Annotated in this window: 11 protein-coding genes; 3 read left to right on the top strand and 8 right to left on the bottom strand. The window is 40.6% G+C overall.

Annotated features, from left to right (window positions below; translation table 11 throughout):
• Window positions 1-11: 11 nt before the first annotated feature.
• From panB to EHQ59_RS07125, 3 genes are read right to left on the bottom strand one after another with little or no spacing between them, the layout of a single operon-like run.
• Complete coding sequence (gene panB, locus EHQ59_RS07135) at window positions 12-818, bottom strand: 3-methyl-2-oxobutanoate hydroxymethyltransferase (RefSeq protein ID WP_135618729.1); 807 nt, start codon at window positions 816-818, stop codon at window positions 12-14.
• On the bottom strand, window positions 793-1266 hold the full coding sequence (gene folK / locus EHQ59_RS07130; RefSeq protein ID WP_135618727.1) for a 2-amino-4-hydroxy-6-hydroxymethyldihydropteridine diphosphokinase: 474 nt from the start codon (window positions 1264-1266) through the stop codon (window positions 793-795). The genes panB and folK overlap by 26 nt, the downstream gene beginning before the upstream one ends.
• Before the next feature lie 4 nt (window positions 1267-1270).
• Window positions 1271-2134: an ATP-binding protein gene (locus EHQ59_RS07125; protein WP_167481392.1), complete on the bottom strand. Its 864-nt coding sequence runs from the start codon at window positions 2132-2134 to the stop codon at window positions 1271-1273.
• A gap of 233 nt (window positions 2135-2367) precedes the next feature.
• Here EHQ59_RS07125 and fcpA point away from each other — a divergent pair, with 233 nt between their 5' ends.
• Both fcpA and EHQ59_RS07115 read left to right on the top strand, forming a co-directional pair.
• Window positions 2368-3270 carry a flagellar coiling protein FcpA gene (gene fcpA, locus EHQ59_RS07120; protein WP_135618723.1) on the top strand — a complete coding sequence of 301 codons (903 nt, stop codon included), beginning with the start codon at window positions 2368-2370 and terminating at the stop codon, window positions 3268-3270.
• 341 nt (window positions 3271-3611) lie between these two features.
• Window positions 3612-5879, top strand: a complete 2268-nt coding sequence (locus EHQ59_RS07115) for a beta strand repeat-containing protein (RefSeq protein WP_135618721.1) — start codon at window positions 3612-3614, stop codon at window positions 5877-5879.
• A 111-nt stretch (window positions 5880-5990) separates the two neighbouring features.
• Here EHQ59_RS07115 and EHQ59_RS07110 read toward each other — a convergent pair whose 3' ends face one another.
• Both EHQ59_RS07110 and EHQ59_RS07105 read right to left on the bottom strand, forming a co-directional pair.
• Window positions 5991-8534 (bottom strand): ABC transporter permease, encoded by a 2544-nt coding sequence (locus EHQ59_RS07110; RefSeq protein WP_135618719.1) that lies wholly within the window; start codon window positions 8532-8534, stop codon window positions 5991-5993.
• Window positions 8531-9328 (bottom strand): ABC transporter ATP-binding protein, encoded by a 798-nt coding sequence (locus EHQ59_RS07105; RefSeq protein ID WP_135618717.1) that lies wholly within the window; start codon window positions 9326-9328, stop codon window positions 8531-8533. The genes EHQ59_RS07110 and EHQ59_RS07105 overlap by 4 nt, the downstream gene beginning before the upstream one ends.
• A gap of 555 nt (window positions 9329-9883) precedes the next feature.
• On the opposite strand from EHQ59_RS07105, the gene leuS reads away from it, so the two are divergent.
• Window positions 9884-12487 (top strand): leucine--tRNA ligase, encoded by a 2604-nt coding sequence (leuS, locus tag EHQ59_RS07100; protein ID WP_135618715.1) that lies wholly within the window; start codon window positions 9884-9886, stop codon window positions 12485-12487.
• 7 nt (window positions 12488-12494) lie between these two features.
• Here the strand turns inward: leuS and EHQ59_RS07095 are convergent, their stop codons facing one another.
• The 3 genes from EHQ59_RS07095 to thrC are packed head-to-tail and all read right to left on the bottom strand — an operon-like array spanning window position 12495 to window position 15765.
• Complete coding sequence (locus EHQ59_RS07095) at window positions 12495-13655, bottom strand: LIC10486 family protein (protein WP_135618713.1); 1161 nt, start codon at window positions 13653-13655, stop codon at window positions 12495-12497.
• Window positions 13655-14365: a hypothetical protein gene (locus EHQ59_RS07090; RefSeq protein ID WP_135618711.1), complete on the bottom strand. Its 711-nt coding sequence runs from the start codon at window positions 14363-14365 to the stop codon at window positions 13655-13657. The genes EHQ59_RS07095 and EHQ59_RS07090 overlap by 1 nt, the downstream gene beginning before the upstream one ends.
• Window positions 14366-14415: 50 nt before the next feature.
• Window positions 14416-15765 carry a threonine synthase gene (gene thrC / locus EHQ59_RS07085; protein WP_135618708.1) on the bottom strand — a complete coding sequence of 450 codons (1350 nt, stop codon included), beginning with the start codon at window positions 15763-15765 and terminating at the stop codon, window positions 14416-14418.
• Window positions 15766-15833 lie beyond the last annotated feature (68 nt).

Below are 15833 nucleotides of genomic sequence, written 5' to 3'. Positions count from 1 at the left end.
TTTTTAGATGATTATTGATCTAAAAACACATGGGCTTCGGAAGGGTATTCTCTTTTTGTCACTTCTTTGTGATAGGCATTCACTGCCTCTTTCACTGCCCCACTCAAGTTCCCAAACTTCTTTAAAAATTTCGGATGAAAGTCTTCATTGAGACCCAGTAGGTCTTGCATGACAAGGACTTGGCCGGAAGTGTATTTTCCCGCTCCAATTCCAATGGTGGGAATGCGAATCGATTCTGTGATTTCTTTTCCGAGAGATTCGGGAACCATCTCGAGTAACAAAGCAAAGGCGCCCGCTTCCGCAATTTCTCTGGATTTACGGATCATTTTTTGACGAGCCGCATCCGTTTTGCCTTGGACGCGGTGTCCACCAAGGGTATGTACCGATTGAGGAGTGAGTCCCAAATGGGCAAACACAGGGATTCCTGATTCAGTCATTCGTTTGGTGAGTTCGATGATAAAGTCGGAGTCCCCTTCCAGTTTCACACAGGAAGCATTGGTTTCTTTTAACACTCGGCCGGCAGAACGAATCCCTTCTTCAATCGAAGTTTGGTAGGACAAAAATGGTAAATCAGCAATGATCGTTTTGTCAGGAGCCCCTTTGCAAACCGCTTTTGTGTGGTAGATGATTTCATCAAGTGTGACAGGAAGTGTGGACTGGTTTCCTTGGATCACCATTCCAAGCGAGTCACCCACAAGAAGGCAATCCACATCCGTGCGATTGAAAAGAGTCGCAAAGGTATAATCATAACAGGTGATGACAGAGATCGGTTCCCCTGCATCATATTTCTTTTTATACTGTAGAATAATGTTTTTCATGGTTTAGTTCCGAAAAAAGGGCATACACACCAATTTCACCCATATCTGTTAACAATTGTTTGATGAATGGCCTTGAATATAGCGAATGGTGGGGTAAATGTAAAAAATCAGTTTTCATCACAATAGCCTCGTAAGTGAGAATGTCGATGTCAATTTCACGTGGTCCTTTCCAAGACCTACGTTTTCTTCCCAGTTTGTCTTCAATCCCTTGGAGTGAATCGAGTAAACAAGGAAGTGTAAAAGCAGAAGATACCATTACCTTCACAATTTGGTTTAAAAAATATGGTTGGTTTGTGTTTTCGAGAGGTGCTGTTTCCAATCGTTCTGATTGTTTTAAAATCTGTAACTCTGGTAAGGTGGAGATTTCCCATATTGCCTGGTCCATAAAATGGTGCCTGTCTCCGATGTTGGAACCCAAAGAAAGAAAGGCAATATTGGAATACTTCATGGTCTTACCTCTTCACAAACTTCGTGCGATAATCAGGACATTTTAATTCAATTTCTTTTGTCATTTCCATCAGACGTGAGTAAATCCGACCTTGGCCACGGTCTCTCCATTCCACAAGAGAGTGATTGGATGTGAGAAGAGTGAGTTTTTCTTGTTCATAACGACTATCAATGAGGTCGTATAACTTACGATTGTTGAACTCTGACTCCTTTTGGACACCAAAGTCATCGATGACAAGTACATCTACGTTTGCAAATTCCCGTTCGATGGAACGTTCCTGGCCATGTGTTTCACTGTCGGATTGATAAGTATCGCGAATCGCAGACAAAAAGTCTTTGTTTACTTTTGCATACTTACATGTAATTCCATACCGAAACACTAGTTCGTTTAAGATCACACAAGCGAGTAAGGTTTTTCCAGATCCTGTTCCTCCCCAAAGGTAAAAGCCCTGTGGTGTAAAATCTGGATTTTTAAATTTATGAACGAGTTCGTTTGCCCAGTCGTGAGCAATGATAAAGGACATATCAGGGTCGTTTGTGGTATCCCCAATGTCAATTGTGGATAAAAATTGGAAACGGTACCTTGCCGGTATATTGGCTTTTTCCACCAAAGTTTCTAAATTGCGAAGGGAAAACCTTGCATTATGACAGACACAAGGGAGCATTTTGTCCAGTTTTCGGTCAAAAGACATAAAAGGAGGTTGTCCTTTCGCCTCACACGTGTTACAGTCACTACCAATGCAATGGCATAAAACAAGGGCACCGGAACGAGATCCCCTCACATGTTCTGCTAAGGTAATGCCCACTCCTCCGCAGGTTTTACATTGCGGATTTCCGTCTCGGATCGAAGTAATTTCGGATAAATTCATCTCCAAGGAGCAATCTTCTTTAAATGACTAGGCTGTCAAGGAATGAGATTTTTTAGGTCTGGATCGACTTATGTCCCTTTAAAACCAAGGGTTTGAGAAGAAAAAGTTCACATTTAGGTTTTTTTCCTCTTTAATTCGTTATTATTGACTCTTCCCAAACCGATACTTTCATTGAAGAAATAGATAAACCTATTTGTTCAAAATATTGAAAGAGACAAAAGGGTCACACGACTATGAAGATTATTAAGTATCTCCTTATTCTCCAACTGGTGTCCGGCTTTAGTGTGCTTTTCGCACAAACTCAGCCTGCGAACGCTCAAGATAGCCAAGCGGCGAAAGACCAAGTCGACGAACTTCTCAAAGGCGAACTCGTTCCTGAGAATGACGATGCGGAACTCACTGAAGACCAAAAGAAAAGAAAGAAAGAAATTATGGAACAGGAATCTCTTTGGAAGAACCCTGATTTCAAAGGGTATAACAAAACTTTCCAAGAGTTACACCAACTTTCTAAAACTTTCGCGAACAACCAATTCCGTTTGGCTCTTTCCAACTACCAATCTGGTGTCAACACCATTATGAAAAACAGAGATTGGGTTGAACAGTACCGCAAAGAAGAAGCTGAGAAAAAACGCTTAGATGAAAAATGGTACTGGCAAAAAGTAGATCGTAAAGCAAGAGAAGAGCGTGTTGTTTATCGTGAAAAAATGAAAGCGAAACAAGATGCACTAAACTACTTCTCTAAATCGATCAATCACCTTGACGAAATCAAAAACCCTGACTTAAGAGAAAGACCTGAGTTCAAAAGACTTCTTTCTGACGTATATCGTTCTTGGATTATGGCTGAGTATGACTTACAAAACCTTCCTCAGTGTATCCCAATTCTTGAACTTTACATCGAAATCGATGACAACGAGAAAGAATACCCTGCTCACAAGTATCTTGCAAGTGCATATAGCTTCGAAGAAAACATGATCAAAAAGTCAAAAGGTCCAGATGACATGCTCTTCAAGTATCGTTACAAAAAGAACGTTCACTTATTACGTGCAACCGAGTTAAAATATGGAAAGGATTCTCCTGAATACAAACATATCGTTAACGTAATCAACCGAGATGAGGTTATTTCGGTAGCACAATAATCCCGAATACATCTCTTTCAATGAGAAAGCCCGGTTTAAAACCCCGGGCTTTTTTGTGTCTAAAATTGATTCTAATTTCTTAGAACAGTAAAAACATTCTACTTACGAGTTCAAAATGAAATGATTCTAAGTAAAAATGGAATATTAGACTATTCGTACATATTCTTTGTTCTCAATATTCAAACCTGATACGGTTTTATTAAGTGCAGAACCAAGTTCCCAATCGACTTTACAATCACGTATCATTGATTTCTTGATTGACTCATCTTTTGATCCGCATACCATTTCTGAGAATTCAGGGGTGAATTCTTCGACATTAGGTATTTTAGAGGATCAATGCAATGAGATATAAACTACGATTTCTTCTAGCTCTCTTCAGCAATATTTCCATTCTTTCCATCACCATTGCCTGCAAACCACCCGAAATCTCCAATCAATGTGATTTAAATTCAAAATCATTTTGGGAATCTGTATTTTATCTAAAAGCACTCAATCTTTCCAATGTTCATTGTGGAATTGATATATCCACTCGGTTTGACAATGAATTGTGGGTAACCAATGGAGATGTAAAAACAATCGTTGAACAAAATAATATACTTTATGTTGGCGGTAGTTTTTCGTTAGTTGGACCCAATATTGGTTCAGGAGCTCATCTCAATCGATCTTCAGGAAACGTAGTCCCTAAATCAGAATGCCTATTTACACAAAGTGACGAAACCATTCAAACTGTTGTTTCCGATGGAAATGGAGGATATTTTATTGGAGGTAATTTTACAGTTGTGCAAGGGAAACCAAGGTTTGGTCTTGCTCACTTAAATTCCGATTGTCTTCTCGACCCTAACTTCCAAGCAAATACCAATCCAACTGCATTTGTAAATAAAATGATTCGCAGTGGATCAACTCTCTACGTGGGAGGAACGTTTACAACCATTGGGGGACAAACCAGAAATCGAATTGCTGCTATCGATACCACAACGGGCCAAGTCACGGCTTGGAACCCAGATGCAAATGGATTAGTTCTTACCTTAGCTTTAGAAGGAACAACTCTCTATGTTGGTGGTAATTTTACCACCATTGGAGGACAGACAAGAAATCGAATTGCAGCTCTGGATACTTCGACTGGGTTTGCGTCTACTTGGAACCCAAATGCAAATTCAACCATTAATGCAATTTTAGTAAATGGTTCCACAGTTTATGTGGGAGGTAATTTTACTACAATCGGTGGCCAAACCAGAAATCGAATTGCAGCAGTTGATACTTCCACTGGGCTTGCCACTGCTTGGAACCCAGATGCAAACCAACAAGTGTATTCACTTGCTCTCATTGGATCCACACTGTATGTTGGGGGAAATTTTACCACCATTGGAGGCCAAAGTCGCAGCCGTTTGGCAGCTATCGATACCACCTTAAATACAAACAATGCAACTGCCTGGAATCCAAACGCCAATGGAATTGTTCAATCGATTGTGATTGATGGATCCGATGTGTTAGTGGGAGGATTTTTCACAAACATTGGAGGACTCAATCGAAACTATATTGCAGCGATCGATTCTTCTACAGGAATTCCCACAGCGTGGAATCCAAATGCAAATTATCACGTTTATGCAATTGAATCAAGTGAATCCAAAATTTATATCGGTGGAAATTTTAATATCATGCAAGGTCTTACTCGTAACAACCTTGCAGCCTTTGATCTTACGACTGGTCGTGCTACGGATTGGAATCCAAACCCCGATGGAAATATAAATGATATCAAATTGAATGGACCAACCGCGTATCTCTGTGGTGGTTTTAGTAATGTTGGCGGACAACCTAGGAATACAATTGCCGCCATTGATCTGACAACAGGGATTGCAACTTCATGGAATCCGAGTTCAAATATTGTTAATTTTGTAAATGGATTGGCCATCCAAGGGAACATTGTTTATGCAGCAGGTGACTTTACTTCCATTGGGGGAGAGACTAGAAATTATTTAGCTGCTATAGACATCAATACAGGTCTTGCCACTTCCTGGAATCCTAATGCAGGCGGAACAGCCGTTAGTCGTGTTGTGCCAAATGGGGATTCCATTTATGTGGGCGGTGAATTGGATACCATTGGAGGTACCCCTCGCAATGGTTTTGCTGCTCTTAATGCTTCGTCTGGTCTACTTACTAGTTGGCATCCTAATTCCGATGGTTATGTAACCTCATTACTTTTAAACGGTACGACTCTCTATATTGGAGGGGAATTCACAAACATTGGTGGGCAATCGAGAAATCGACTTGCAGCCTTGGATACTACGGTTAACACGAATATGGCGACAAGTTGGAATCCGAATGCGGACAATCGAGTGCAAGCCATCGCAGTGAGTGGTTCTAATATCTTTGTCTCGGGAGAATTTACAACCATCGGTGGGCAAACGAGAAATCAATTTGCAGTGCTCGATGCCACCACTGGCGAACCCGTGACGCCTAATCTAAGTGCTACTTTCTCCAGTACTGGTAATATACAAGCCCTATTGATCAAAGATTCCACAGTATACGTCGGTGGGAATATGAACACACTTGGTGGAACAGCAAGACGCGGCATTGCCGTACTGGACGCAGTCACTGGATTACCCAAGTGAAACGATAAGATGCAAATCTCCTAAAACAAAATTTTAGAAACGAAAACAACTTATCGGAAACAGGGTAATCGTTTTGTGACTTTTTTGAACTAAACTAGTTCTGCAAAAAGTTTATTTAATTTCCTTGAGCACTGTCTTTGTTGGCATCCGAAAGAAACTAAAAATTCCTAGAGCATACAAAGTCACTGTGACCAAACAAATTCCCAAAAATACCAAACTGAGTTGTCCATACGGATACACACTGCGTAGTTCGAGAACCGATCGGTTTAACACTTCATTGGAAAGCACTGCGTACACAAGTCCCAGGAAAAACGAAATCACGGAGACAAGGATTGCCTCTCGCAAAAAATGTTTTCCCATAAAACGACTGTTTGCTCCAATCACACGTAAAAGTGCAAACTCTCGTTTTCGTTCGGATTGGCTTGCGTAAAGTGTGGTAAACACAAGAACAAAAGAAGCCGCAAGGATAAACATTGTCATCAGTGCCATCATCTGTGTGACTTTCTCCAAAATTCCCATAAAGGCTTGGATTGTTTTTTCTGTATCAATCACAGTGATATTCGGAAATTGATTCACCACTTGTTTTTGCAATTGGTAACGGTCCGTTCCTTTGTCAATGAGTAAGGAAACAATATAAAACCTAGGAGCCTTTTCTAAAATCCCTCTGGAAAATAATACCACAAAGTTTGGTTTCATATCCGCCCAATTCACCGAACGAAGGTTAGTGATTTTTCCGGAGACTTCTCGCCCTTGCACATTGAAGGTAAGTTCGTCGCCCACACCCGCTTCTAAGTACTTAGAAAAATCACGTTCCACTGAGATTTCATTTCGCCCTGATTCCTTCCACCAACTCCCTTTTGTCACTTCTTCTGTATCATACAATTCATCGCGGTAGGATAAAAAGTATTCCCTGGTTCTTGCCGTGGCTCGCCAATTGCGATCCATTGCGTTTTTGATGGTGTCTTCTTTTTTCACAGGTTCCCCATTCACCTTGGACAAACGAGCGCCAATTACGGGAGCTACATATTGTTTTTCCACAGGGAACTTGGTGATGGATTGTAATAGGTCATCTTTTTGTGTTTCTCTGATGTCGAGAAGAAACATGTTTGGCCTACGTTCGATCTCTCTTGCTCCACTTAACTCGAGTAAACTTTCTTGTAAGATGAGTGACAAAGTTAAGATAAAGAGGGCTGATCCCAGTCCAATGATGGAAAGACGAAGGGCACCGGATTTGCGTGTGACTTTTTTGGTCACAAGGCTCCATTCCTTTGATAACCATCCCAATTTTGAAATTTTTTGAAGGAAAGTTCCAAAGAGGATGTACAATCCGTACACAAGGAGAGGCAATGTTAACAGAACAAGTGTAAATAAGATTCCCTTAAAGATACTTTCTGTTTCTAAAATGGCAAGACTTGTAAAAAGAATGTATATCAAAACAAAACTACCAAATTGCCAATAGGAAGTTGATAGATTCCCACTGGTTTGTGATTCGACTTCCTTGAGTGCTGCGAGAGGTTTCACAGATCTTGTTTCCAGGACAAGTGGTATGGAGATGAGAAGTGGCAATACGACTCCTAATACAATACTCCATAAGAATGAAGAAACAGAAAGTCCAAGGACACCACTGGTTCCCACAGGAGTAATCCCACTGATATCGGGCAATAAGGATTGAATGATGGATCCAAGGATAAGCCCAAACACAGTTCCCAAAAGCGAAAGGATCAGTATTTCTGAAAATACTAATAAAAGAATCACATTGGGTTTGGCTCCAAGACACATGAGAATCGCAATTTCATTTCGTTTTTCGAGTAAACGAGTGCGAACTGCTGTATACACAGAAACGGCTCCGAGAAAAAATCCTGCGAGTGCAAGAAGAGCCATATAATCAAAGGTATTTTTTATAAACTGTTGGGAGCCTGAATTGACTTCTGTGTTATGATAAATGGTTAAATCTTCTTTGATAAAAGAAGCAAACTCTTTGTCTTTCCAATCCAAACTATCAATGGTTTCAGGAAATTGTAAATAGATCGTATAACGAATGCGACTTCCTCGTTGCACAAGTCCTGTTTGAATCGCAGTTTCTTTTCGTATGATAGAACCAGGCGCTGAACCCACAAAAGAACCAACGGCACCGGGTTCTTTTAACACAACACCAGCAAGGACAAGGAGGCTATCCCCCAACCGAACGCGGTCTCCTAGTTTCAGTTTTAAGTTTTCCACAAGTGTAGGATCTAAGAGGACTTGGTTTGGTTTTAAGTTTCGATAGGCATTCTCTGGTTCGGTTCTCATTTCCCCATAAAAAGGGTAACTCGTTTCGATCCCTTTTACGAAACTGAGAGAGTTTTCAGAGCCCGATTCATTGGAAATCATGGATAAAAATTGAATCGAAGCACTGGTTTTGGCGCCTTCTGGTAGGTGGTTTTTCAGCAATTCCTGAGCAGAATCTGTGATTTCTTGGGGGGATTGTAAGGCAAGATCGGCACCCATAATCGATTTTGCTTCTTTTTTGATGGCACTTGCTGTGTTGTCCTTATAGGAATGGATCCCGATCACAGAACCCACACCCAGTGTGATCGAGACAACAATCAGTAAAGAATACCGAAACCGTGAAAATAACTCACGTTTTAAGTAAAAACGAAAGAGAGAAGCCTTCATCGACTGACCTTCTTTGTAGGTTTCACCACCTGCTTTTGTTTGGTGGTTGTTTTAGAAGTTGTGGAAATGGATTTTTTTGTATTGGAAGGACTTTGGTTCTTACTTTTTTTTAAACCATTCTTAGAATCGGAAATGATCTCACCATCTTTCATCTCCAAAACACGATCGGCTAGTTTTGCCACATCTGGATCATGAGTGACAACAACAAGAGTTGTGCCTTGTTTTTTGTTCCTGTACAATAATAGATCTAATATGGTTTTGCTATTTTTGTAATCTAAGTTGGCAGTTGGTTCATCTGCAAAAATAATCTTGGGATCATTCACAAAACTTCGTGCGATGGCAATTCTTTGTTCTTCTCCACCTGACAGTTGTTTTGGGAAGTGAGTCGCACGGTGAGACATAGACACAGATTCCAAAATAGATTCTGCTTTTTTTAAAATTTCTTTTTCCGTCAATGATGATTTTAAGTATAAAGGAATCCCTATGTTTTCTATGGCATTGAGGCCTGGCAATAATTGGAAGTTTTGAAAGATGAATCCAATTTGATCTGCACGGATATCAGCTAGTTTAGATTCATTTTGTTTGGTTAAATCAATTCCGTCTAATGAGACAATCCCAGTATCTGGTTTGTCTAGACCGGCCGCTACACCTAGTAAAGTTGATTTACCTGATCCAGATGGGCCGATAATCGCTACAAATTCACCAGTTTCCATGCGAAATGAAATATTTTTCAACACATCAATCGTTTCTTCTTCATTGTGAAATGATTTGAACACATTTTTAAATTCTAACACTAGGTTTTTCCCCCAAACAATTTCTCGCCTAACACATAATTCATGACTAATAACGGGCACTTATTCAATAAAATGCCACCTAACATCGATTTTTCAAATTTTTGAATTACAATTAACTTTTTTTTATTTTTCATTTTTGTTCCAACTCTATTGCACCTTTGCAAAAAAAAATTTAGAAAAAATTCCTTATCTTTTTGTGTGTACATCCTAATTTTTTTTGACCCCAAAGGGTGGGTTTCATATAAAGTAACTTCATCGTAGTGTTTCCCCTTTCCCGTTTTTTAGGGAAAATTGGGGAGTTATGAACAGCACTGTCGATAAGCGGACTCATACAGGTAAATATAGAATGCTCGAATGCAATACAAAGATAAATACTGCAGACTTTATGAATGTGAAAATCAATAATGTTAAACCTTGTGCGGAATGTGGTTCCGTCACGACCCTTTATCAATACAATCTCTGCAAAGTTTGTTTGTCCAAGAGTTTCAAAAAGCTTGTAAAAATCATCGACTCCGTGAGAAAGTAGAATTAACTACACTTTCTCTACGTTAGTCGATGAATTATCCATTCCAAGATATTGAACAAAAATGGCAAAAATACTGGGACGACCACCAGACCTTTCGCACAAACTCACACTCATCCAAACCTAAATACTATTGTTTAGACATGTTTCCTTACCCAAGTGGTGCTGGCCTTCACGTAGGCCACCCAGAAGGATACACAGCCACTGACATCATTTCACGCCTCAAACGTATGGAAGGATACGAGGTTTTGCACCCCATGGGTTGGGATGCTTTTGGACTCCCTGCAGAACGATATGCGATGACGACGGGAATTCACCCTCGTACCACCACAAAAAACAATATTGATACCTTCCGTCGCCAAATCAAAAGCCTTGGTCTTTCTTACGACTGGGAAAGGGAAATCTCCACCACTCACCCGGACTATTACCGTTGGACCCAATGGATTTTTTTACAGATCTACAATTCCTACTTTGACCGAAAACAAAACAAAGCCCTTCCCATTGAAACCCTTATCAAAACCTTAGAATCGGAAGGATCTCAATTTTTTGAAGGGATAGAACTCCCCAAAGGAATCCAATTTTCAGGTTCTGAGTGGAAATCCAAATCACGCAAAGAAAAAGAGGACATTTTGTCCCATTTCCGATTGGTTTACGAAGCCAATATCCCTGTGAATTGGTGTGAGGCTCTCGGAACCGTTCTTGCAAACGAAGAAGTAGAAGAATGGACTTCCAAAGGCTATTCCGTAGAAAGAAAACCCATGCGCCAATACATGATGCGCATCACTTCCTACGCCGAACGATTGTTAAATGATCTGTCTCTCTGTGAATGGCCACCATCCACTCTCGAAATGCAAAGAAATTGGATAGGAAAATCAGAAGGTTTGGAACTCAACTTCCACGTTCCTTCCTTAAACAAAGACATCACTGTGTATACGACTCGCCCTGATACCATTTTTGGTGCGACTTACTTAGTCCTTGCCCCAGAACACCCACTGGTAGCAGAACTCACAACAGCAGAACAAAAGAAAGCAGTAGAAACCTACCAAAAAGATTGTTCGTTAAAAAGTGATTTAGAAAGAACAGAGCTCAATAAAGACAAAACAGGTGTGTTTACTGGTGCCTATGCTAGTTTACCAACCGACACATCTGTTAAAGTTCCGATTTATATCTCTGATTATGTATTAATTTCCTATGGAACAGGTGCCATTATGGCGGTTCCAGCACATGACCAAAGAGACTATGACTTTGCCGTGAAGTTCCAACTTCCCATCAAACAAGTGATTGATGGAAAAATGGAACCAAATCTTGCATTTGATTCCAAAGAATCCGTTTGTATCAACTCCTCTTCCGCAGAAGTGCAGTTAGATGGAAAGTCTTACAAAGATGCATTCCAGACTATGGTCGTTTGGGCAGAGAAAAAATCTGTTGGTCGCAAAAAAATCCAATTCAAACTGAGAGATTGGCTTTTTGCAAGACAAAGGTATTGGGGAGAACCCATCCCTCTTGTGCATTTTGAAGATGGAACCCCAAAGGCTCTTTCGGATTCCGAACTTCCACTCGTTTTACCAGATTTAGAAGAGTTTAAACCTTCTGGCACAGGGGAATCTCCACTTGCGCTTGCAAAAGATTGGCTTGTGTACAAAGACCCAGTGACTGGTGAAATTGGAAAACGAGAAACCAATACAATGCCACAATGGGCAGGTTCTTGTTATTATTACCTTCGTTACATTGATCCCAGAAACAATGACAAACTCATTGATCCAACACTTGAAAAAGCTTGGATGCCAGTGGAAGTGTATGTGGGTGGGGCAGAACATGCCGTATTACACTTGTTATACTCTAGATTTTGGCATAAAATCCTTTTTGATTTGGGTCACGTTTCCACACCAGAACCATTTAAAAAATTAGTCCACCAAGGTCTCATCCTTGGGGAAGACAAAGGCAAAATGTCCAAGTCAAGAGGAAACGTAGTTAATCCAGATGACGTAGTCTCTGAATATGGTGCGGATACACTACGACTCTTTGAAATGTTTATGGGACCATTTGAGATGTCCAAACCATGGAGTAAAAATGGTGTGGATGGTGTGTTTCGATTTTTAAATCGAGTTTGGCGACTCTTTCACTCAGGGGAAAACGAATCTTTTTTTGTAGAAGACATTGAACCAAACGAAGCCGAGCTGAAAACTCTACACCGCACCATCAAAAAAGTAAAAGACGATATCGATGCGTTTTCTTTTAACACAGCGGTTTCTCAAATGATGATCTTCATCAATGAGTTCACAAGTAATCCAAGAAAACCTAAAAAAGTATTAGAACCTTTTGTTTTGGCTCTGTCTCCTTTTGCACCTCACCTAGCAGAGGAACTATGGGCAAAACTTGGTTACAAAGATTCCCTTGCTTACCATCCCTATCCAAAATGGGACGAGAAGTATTTAGTGGATGCCAATATCACCATCGTTGTCCAAGTGAATGGCAAAATGCGTGGGGAATTTTTAGCACCTAGAGAAATTGAAGAAAAGGAAGCCTTAAACCTTGCAAAAGAAGTGGAAAAGGCGAAACCGTTCTGGGTTGGCAAAGAAATCAAAAAAGAAATTTATGTAAAAGGCAAACTCGTCAACATCGTTGTTGCGGGTTAAACCCCTTTTACAAAATCACCATCACAAAGATAAGCACACCTATCAGGACGATGGTGATAAATGCACCCATTAACATGAATAAGTTGGCACCAGAAGACTTGGAATCTTGCGTTTGGCCTGGGCCAACTTTTTTCTTTTGTGTTTGGGCTCCACCGGCTTTGTTTCCTGCACCTGCGATTGCTTGAGGTTTTGGAATCGCGACTTTGACTGGATGTTCTTCCACAGAATGAAGTAAATACTGGTTTGGGCCTTCTGCAAAGATATGGTATTCTGTTTTGTTACCAGCAATTCCTAAAAATTTACCCACAACAGGATCTTTTTTAATTTTGCCCTCTTCGTCAATGAGGCCAAGAATTTGAGCGTTGGTTAAACCTTCTGGAGTTTCAGTAGGAACACGGAATAAAATTTCCATCCCTTCGATGAGGTTATCGAACTCAACCCCATTGATAGGTGAGATGACCGTTTTCATATTCAGTTCTTTTGGAAATGCAGTTCGAAATTGTGCAATTTGTCGATCTAAAGCGGATCCTTCGCCTTTCGGAGGTTCTGTGGATATCGACGGAACCGATGCATCTTGAGCACTCGCAGATTCGTCTTCCGGTTTTGGAATGGGAAGGATGATACCCTTCATTGGATTTTCATAGCGAAACTTTGCTGTGGAGATCTTATCAACCTCTGCTTGTAATTTGATATTCCTTCCCTTTGTCGCAGTGAGAATTGGTTTTTCCAAAAGTTCGGTAATATGCGATGGATCTTTTTTTTGCCAGAGAGGAAGTAGTTCTTCTAACTTCTCTTTGGTGAAAACTCGATGAACTGCACGACCTATATTTTCGGAGATGGCTGGATCATAACCACCTGTTTTACCGATGTCTCCCAAATCTGTAGAAATTTGAACATGATCCGCAAAGGTGCGAATCCTTCGAAAGGTCGCCGAAGTTCCCACAACGGCATATAACTCCATCACGTGTTTGCGAATGGATGATACAAGTATGAGAACCATACCGTTCAAACTGTCCAAGTCAATCTTGACTTTTACAAGATAACCATCAGTGATTTTACCTTGTAAAACTTCTTTTGCCTGTTCATCAGTAAATACGGCTTCTCTTGTCAAACCGAGAAGGTCTGCTTGTCTTTTTAATTGATCTGCTTTTGAGCTTAGTTCTGACATTATTCTACGAACAGTTGTTCAGGAGTTCCATTTGATTTCGGAATATCATCCAATGGAACTTCTACACGCGCTACTGTTTCCTTTTTCCTTTCTGATGAATAAATTGAAAATAAACGACGGTCAAATCCTGATTGAGACAATAATATTTCTACCATTGTAATTCCCATCCCCGCACCTTCTGTACTGTCGCCATGTTCCATAAAGAACTCGAATAGATTATCATACTTTTTAGCATTAATAAACTTTTCTTTTACCCTTTCCGCCTCAATTGGCAACAAGGGAAAGTTATTTCGAATTTCTAAATCTATTTTGTTTTTTTTGTAAATACAAGTGATTTTAACAAAAAGTCCCGACTCTCTCATTTTTTGTTTGTAGGTCGGAAATTTCCGTTCATTCAAACTCGATTTGAAGAGTTTCATTCCTTCTTCATAATCTTCTAAGTTTTGGATATTGAGTTTGAGTTCTTCGAAGATGATTCGTTTGATTGCGGCTTTTGTCGAATTGACAATGAGTTCTTTGGCGGCAGTATAAAAGAGTTCCATCAGGTCTTCCCGCCCGAGAGAACTCAAGATTTTCAGTAAAATGTATTTGAGTTTCGCTTCCCCTATGTCTCCCATCACATAGGTGATCATGGAAATTTTTTTCCGAGCTTCTACAGCCTGATCGACTACAAAACAAAACTCTGGACTGAGAGAAAACTCTTGGGACATACCGGTAAACTTCAAAAATTTGCCAGTAGATTCTAGATTTGTCTAGCGATTTATGTTTTCTTCAAATGTTTGCCTAGGATTTCCATCACTCCCGAAAGAGTTGGTTTACAAGGCAAAATCACATTCTTCAGACTCTCATCCACTTTCGGAATTTTCCCTTCATGGAAGGCGAGTTTGAATTCAGTGAATTTTAGGCCGTTTGCTGTGGAAATCACAACCACGGACTCACCTTGTTTGACCTCACCCGATTGGATTGATTTTAAAAGTGCTGCAAGTGCCACACCCGTATGTGGGTCATTATACAGTCCGTACAAATCCCCTTTAGCGGCTGCGTTCGCTAATTCTTCTTCCGTAGCCACTTCTACAATCCCATTGAATTTTTTCAGAACACGGATCGCTTTTTTCACAGAAACTGGATCACCAATTTGGATTGCCGAAGCTAAGGTTTTTTCCGCCGTTACGGGAGAGAACTCCGCAAAACCTTTCTTATACGATTCATACAAGGGACTTGCATTTTTTGCCTGCGCTAGAAGGATTCTAGGAAGTTTATCAATGAGGCCAAGTTCCTGCATCATCTCAAACCCCATTCCGAGGGCGGAAACATTTCCTAAATTTCCACCGGGGATAACCACCCAGTCTGGAACCTTCCAACCAAGTTGTTGGGTGATTTCCACGGAAATGGATTTTTGTCCTTCAATGCGAAGCGAATTCATGGAATTTGCTAAGTAAATGGACTTTTCTTGTGTGAGTTCTTTTACGACAGCCATACATCCATCAAAGTCTGTCTCTAAAGCAAGAACGATGGCTCCATTCGAAACAGGTTGGATGAGCTGTGCCGTAGACACTTTGTTAGCTGGAAGTAAAATGATAGCTGGGATTCCTGCTTTGGCAGCATAGGAAGCAAGAGCAGCGGAAGTATCTCCCGTGGAAGCACAAGCGACAGCTTTAATGGGAACACCATCTGCGATCATTTGGTTCACTTGGCTCACAAGAACCGTCATTCCTAAATCTTTGAAGGAACCTGTATGGGAAACCCCACACTGTTTGACATGAAGGCTTTTTAACCCAAGGTCTTTTGCAAAACGAGACGCGTCGTACAGATGGGTTGTCCCTTCCCCGGAGGTGATGATATTTTCCTCTTTGATTTCAGGTAGGACCCATTCTTTTTTGCCCCAAACCCCAGAAGCATTCGGGAACTGGCTCGAACGAAAGCGGGATTCAAACGTGGACTTCCATTCTTCGGCCGGGATTTTTTTGAGGCTGTCTAAATCATGTTCGACATTCAGAAGCTCTCCACAACTGGAACAGGAATAAATCACTTGGTGGAGTGGGTACGTTTTGCGACAAGAGTCATTGGTACAGCGAAACTGTGCTCGGAATTGATATTTTGTAAGTGACATAGACTTCTCTAGGCTTCAGATTTACGGAAACTTCCTTTTCCATTCTTTGGAAAGGGGAAAAATGCACG

Origin of the sequence: Leptospira kemamanensis, from assembly GCF_004769665.1 — a bacterium.
GTDB lineage: Bacteria > Spirochaetota > Leptospiria > Leptospirales > Leptospiraceae > Leptospira_A > Leptospira_A kemamanensis.
This window is presented reverse-complemented; position numbering and strand designations above follow the sequence as displayed.

Excerpts from the sequence above, each read along its gene's own strand:
- panB (WP_135618729.1), bottom strand. The coding sequence starts at position 818 with ATGAAAAACATTATTCTACAGTATAAAAAGAAATATGATGCAGGGGAA.
- folK (WP_135618727.1), bottom strand. The coding sequence starts at position 1,266 with ATGAAGTATTCCAATATTGCCTTTCTTTCTTTGGGTTCCAACATCGGA.
- EHQ59_RS07125 (WP_167481392.1), bottom strand. The coding sequence starts at position 2,134 with ATGAATTTATCCGAAATTACTTCGATCCGAGACGGAAATCCGCAATGT.
- fcpA (WP_135618723.1), top strand. The coding sequence starts at position 2,368 with ATGAAGATTATTAAGTATCTCCTTATTCTCCAACTGGTGTCCGGCTTT.
- EHQ59_RS07115 (WP_135618721.1), top strand. The coding sequence starts at position 3,612 with ATGAGATATAAACTACGATTTCTTCTAGCTCTCTTCAGCAATATTTCC.
- EHQ59_RS07110 (WP_135618719.1), bottom strand. The coding sequence starts at position 8,534 with ATGAAGGCTTCTCTCTTTCGTTTTTACTTAAAACGTGAGTTATTTTCA.
- leuS (WP_135618715.1), top strand. The coding sequence starts at position 9,884 with ATGAATTATCCATTCCAAGATATTGAACAAAAATGGCAAAAATACTGG.
- EHQ59_RS07095 (WP_135618713.1), bottom strand. The coding sequence starts at position 13,655 with ATGTCAGAACTAAGCTCAAAAGCAGATCAATTAAAAAGACAAGCAGAC.
- EHQ59_RS07090 (WP_135618711.1), bottom strand. The coding sequence starts at position 14,365 with ATGTCCCAAGAGTTTTCTCTCAGTCCAGAGTTTTGTTTTGTAGTCGAT.
- thrC (WP_135618708.1), bottom strand. The coding sequence starts at position 15,765 with ATGTCACTTACAAAATATCAATTCCGAGCACAGTTTCGCTGTACCAAT.